The 4,217-nt window shown below is 61.3% G+C and carries 7 protein-coding genes; 5 read left to right on the forward strand and 2 right to left on the reverse strand.

Annotated elements, in window-relative coordinates; translation table 11 throughout:
- Together EN893_RS21185 and EN893_RS21190 are read left to right on the forward strand one after the other, a co-directional pair.
- The coding region (locus tag EN893_RS21185; protein WP_164900995.1) for a glutathione S-transferase C-terminal domain-containing protein at positions 1-279 on the forward strand (279 nt) is incomplete at its 5' end.
- Between the two features lie 330 nt (positions 280-609).
- On the forward strand, positions 610-939 hold the full coding sequence (locus EN893_RS21190) for a hypothetical protein (protein WP_236383526.1): 330 nt from the start codon (positions 610-612) through the stop codon (positions 937-939).
- Between the two features lie 14 nt (positions 940-953).
- Here the strand turns inward: EN893_RS21190 and EN893_RS21195 are convergent, their stop codons facing one another.
- Positions 954-1,166 carry a hypothetical protein gene (locus tag EN893_RS21195; RefSeq protein ID WP_023810978.1) on the reverse strand — a complete coding sequence of 71 codons (213 nt, stop codon included), beginning with the start codon at positions 1,164-1,166 and terminating at the stop codon, positions 954-956.
- Positions 1,167-1,483: 317 nt separating this feature from the next.
- On the opposite strand from EN893_RS21195, the gene EN893_RS21200 reads away from it, so the two are divergent.
- Together EN893_RS21200 and EN893_RS21205 are read left to right on the forward strand one after the other, a co-directional pair.
- Positions 1,484-2,398, forward strand: a complete 915-nt coding sequence (locus EN893_RS21200; RefSeq protein WP_127268025.1) for a DUF2865 domain-containing protein — start codon at positions 1,484-1,486, stop codon at positions 2,396-2,398.
- Positions 2,399-2,522: 124 nt separating this feature from the next.
- Positions 2,523-2,759, forward strand: coding sequence for a hypothetical protein (locus EN893_RS21205; RefSeq protein WP_013529265.1), 237 nt, complete (start codon positions 2,523-2,525; stop codon positions 2,757-2,759).
- Positions 2,760-2,830: 71 nt separating this feature from the next.
- On the opposite strand, the gene EN893_RS21210 is transcribed toward EN893_RS21205, so the two are convergent.
- Positions 2,831-3,181, reverse strand: a complete 351-nt coding sequence (locus EN893_RS21210; RefSeq protein ID WP_127268024.1) for a hypothetical protein — start codon at positions 3,179-3,181, stop codon at positions 2,831-2,833.
- A 168-nt stretch (positions 3,182-3,349) separates the two neighbouring features.
- Here EN893_RS21210 and EN893_RS21215 point away from each other — a divergent pair.
- Positions 3,350-4,217 (forward strand): PAS-domain containing protein (locus EN893_RS21215; protein WP_164900996.1); only part of this gene is annotated, 868 nt, incomplete at its 3' end.

Genomic DNA, 4,217 nt, shown 5'->3' on the forward strand with positions numbered 1-4,217 from the left:
GCCCAGAAGGCGGCGATGGCGGCGATCGCCGAGCCGCTCGAAGTGTTTCACAGCTTCTTCAGGGACGGCAAGCCGTTCATCGGCGGCAAGCATCCTTCGATCGCCGATATCCGCCTGGCGGCGACGCTCGAATTCCTGGCCGTCGTCGACTATGCCTTGCCCAAGTGGGCGAAGGACTATGTGGCGGCGATCGAGAAGACGCTCGGCAAGGCCTATAGCGAGCCGGCCGGCGATGTGCGCGGCTACATCGCCCATGTGAAGTCGCAGGCCAAGGCCTGAGGTTAAGGATACGTTAACCAAAGCCCTGTCTACTGCAGGCAATTCGCTTTCGGCCCGCGACCACGGATGTACTGGCGCAGAACGTCGTAGCGATAGGAAAGGTCGGCGCAATGCCGGCCTTTTGCTTTTGCACGCCATCGCCAAGTGCGATCTGGCACGCAGGCCTCGTCCAGTGTCGCTTTTTTGGCGTCAACTTTTTTCGAGAGATATTGTCATTGCCGGCGTTGGCCCTACCATCCATCTCGGCAGTCCGGCATGGATTGTCGGTCAGGCATGAGACGAGGGCTGGCGATGAAAAGCGTTGCGAGACGGATTGCGGTTGCGGGCGTGATGCTGGCGGCCGTTGTCCATGCTTCGAGTGCAGCCGAACTCAACACGATGGACGATGTCGGGGCAGCGATCCAGGCATGCTGGACACCGCCGGCGGACGCCGGGACCGCCAGCGTCACCTTGAGCTTCAGCTTCAAGCGGGATGGGACGCTGATCGGCCCGCCGAGGCCGACGGCCATCAAGGTGAATGGCGATGCCAAGGCGAAAAAAACATTTGTCGATGCCGCGACAGCGGCCCTGCGGAATTGCCTGCCCCTGACTTTCTCGGCGAAGCTGGCGCAAGGGATCGCTGGCAACGTGTTTACGTTGCAATTCGCCTCTCCCAAGTAAGCCTCGTTGTCGGGTCAGTGGTGACTGCGCCTGGCCTCGGCATGCCGGGCAAGATCGGGCGTCTCGAAGACGTAGTCGCTCCAGGCTGATTCAGGAACCTGGCCGGCCAGATAGCATTCCAGCAACAGGCTTTGCTCGGGATTGAGTGGCCTTGGCGCGCGCTGGTCCAGCCCCAGCGAGTGAAACAGGTTTCTTGTCAGGTCGGAGACGGTGAAGTGGATCGACATCTGCGTTCTCCTTTTGGTCCTTCAACGCGGAAGACCGGGCAAAGGTTTCGAACGCATGGCGATAATGGCGCATTGATCTCGGTCCGTCGCGCTGCAGGTCCTCGGCGATGGTCGGCTTGCGCTTTCTTTCGAGTTTCGTCTCAATCTTGAAATAAAAATGTAATATCGAATTTACATGAGGTGACGTAGTGCAATAGACAATAGGTCATTCATGTCGAAATTCTTTAGATTATTAGGAACTACTCATGTAGCCGAAGCTTGCTGAAGTCATGAACTCTAAATTCCGGGTTCTCCGCAAAAAGGACCAAGTTGTCCCGATGATCCGTTTCTGGCCTTCCATGGTGATCGCATTTATTTCGCTGGCGGCAGTTTTGTTCGGTACGCTTTCGTCCTACGCGGACAGCTGCGGCGCGATCAGAAGCCAGTTGCTTTCGGCTGGCCGCAGCGGCGGGGCGAGCCCGGAGCTTGCCCAGTTGCGCCGGCAACTTGCAGCCATCCAGACTATCGAGAGACAGCGCCAGTGCACGGCGAAGAGTTCGCTTGGTGGTCTCTTCAACGCTTGCGCCGATCTCGCCAGGAGCCGCTCGGATGTGCAGCGCCGGATTGCTGCCGCTGGGAATTCGGGCCGCGACACAGCGGGCCTGCAGGCGCGCCTCGTCGCGCTTGGCTGTGCGCCTTCGGCAAAGCAACGGCCTGTGCGCGCCGCGCCCAGCACCCAATCGGCGAGCACCACGTTCGCCGGCAATGCGATGCTGTTTTGCGTGCGTCTGTCGGACGGATATTTCTTCCCGGCGCCAAAGTCGCAATTCGCCGCCAGCGGCGATCTGAAGGAGACGGTCGATCAATGCCGTTACATCTGCGATGACCCCGGCGTCGACCTCTACACGTTGAACGACGCCAGCCTCGAAACCGACCAGATGACCGCGCTCGACACGCGCAAACCCTATACCGAGCTGCCGGCAGCCTTCAGATATCGCGATGATGCGAATTTCAAGGCATGCGACGTCAAGCGCTACTACCAGCGGGTCACCGAACTGCGAGCCAGGACCGTGACGCCCGCCAACATGCGCAACGCCATTATTCCGTTGCCGACGGCGAAGCCGGATCTCGGCACGGTTGCGGCCGTCCCCGGGATCGATGCCGAAGCCCCAGGTGCCGCCCAGCACCTTTCGATCGAGGCCGGCGAGCGGCCGGTGCGCTTGGTCGGCCCGGCATTTTTCCCGGCCGAATGATCGCCGGTCTTCCCCGATTTGCGATCACCGGCGGCGGCGTGCCTGCTGCTATGCGGCTGCGCGATCCGTCTGGAACAGAGGGGCGCTCACGGCGTTGTGATCGACATCAGCCGGGAGGAACGCCATGGCTACGTTCAGGGAAATGCGGGTGCTGGAGATCGTCGAAGACGACTCGCTGACCACCGAACAGAAAATCGCCGAACTGCGCGAGATCGAATCCGAGGCGCGTGGGTTGCAGCGGGCTGCCTCGGAGGGTCCAATGGACGACGATGACGGTTGGCAGGAAGATCTGCGTCAGGTTCGTCTTGCACTCGACAAGCTCGGAGCGAAGGAGCCGAAAAAAGGCGCTGCTTCCCTGTGAAAGCCCGTTCGCCGAGCTATCCGCGGATCGTGTTTTTTGACCGAATCCCGCTTTTAGGACCAAGCTCCAATCTAATCGCAGACCATGCGAGCTCTCTTGCCAGGCTCGCTGACGTTCCTGCAGGTCAGCGACTTCGCCGGCGCCGATAGGGACGCCGACGCAGGCAACCTCGTCTGGTGCCGTTTCGGTGCGGCATGGCTTACCTTGCGCTCGGAAAAACGCCGGGGCGGCTGCGGCGCCACCGGAAAAGCGCCGTTTTCGACCTCGGATTGGCCGTAGTCGACATTCGGTGGCGGCCGGTCCCAGAAGCGCCGGACATCGAGCGGCCTCGGGATGACGACCGTGCCGTCATAACTGCGCGAGCAACCGCCGCCGAAAAGCAGCGCCAGCCCCATGAAAAAAGGCACAATCCGTCCAAGCATCAGCAATACCCCTGCCGTTGCTTATATAGCGGGTTCGACCCCGCCGACAACCGGGCGGAATGAAGCTAACTGACCGTTAAGGTTAGCGGATCCTTAATGCTTCTCGGGCACATTTTGCCGACGAACCGCGGAGGAGGGTTCGGCCTTGGTTTTCGGGGTGGGGACGGCATGGCGGAAGCGAACGAAACAATCAGCGCGCGCGGCAAGCGCGCGCCTCGCAGATCCACAGCGCATGGCGACGATGCATCATCGTCCGCCTCTTGCATGGATTCGAACGATGCGCTTCGCCAACTCGTCGAAGCCGGTTCCGACTGGGTCTGGGAGACCGACGCCGAACTGCGCTTCTCCTGGCTCTCGCAAAATTACCAGGCAGCCACCGGCATCGATCCGGCAAACGTGCTTGGCCGGTTCCGCTTCGACTTCCTCAATCAGGTCCTGAACGGCGATCGTAGTGGCGCCGCGCATTTGGAGGATCTGCAGGCGCACCGGCCTTTTCGCGACTTCGTCTACGAACTCAAGGGTGGCAGCGCCGACTGTCGCTGGGTCTTGACATCAGGCTTTCCGAAGTTCGACGACGAAGGAAGATTTGCCGGCTATCGCGGAATCGGCCGCAACGTCACGGCATTGGCCGGCGCCTTCAAGGGTCCGGGGCCGGAACCATCGGCCGACGGCGAGCCCGACCAGCATCTGGCCGACCTCGAGCGGACGATGGACGCCATGCAGATGGGCGTCGTGCTCCTCGACGCCAGGCTCGACACGCTGATCGTCAACAAGGCCTATCGCGACCTCTCGAGGATTCCGGACGGCGCTGTCGGCGTCGGCGCTCCGTTCAGCCTGTTGATGGAGCTCAACCGCCGCAGCGGCATCTATGGCGACATCGACGAACGGCAATGGCAGCGCTACCTTGCCACTCGTCTCGAGGAGATTCGCGCCGGATCCGTCGCGCCGCGCGAATTTGTCCATGCCAACGGCAGGACGATGATGTTCTCGGTGACGGCGCTGTCAGGCGGCAAGCGGCTGTTGACCTATTATGAGG

The sequence above is a fragment of the Mesorhizobium sp. M7A.F.Ca.CA.004.04.2.1 genome (assembly GCF_004022825.1).
Taxonomy (GTDB): Bacteria; Pseudomonadota; Alphaproteobacteria; order Rhizobiales; family Rhizobiaceae; genus Mesorhizobium.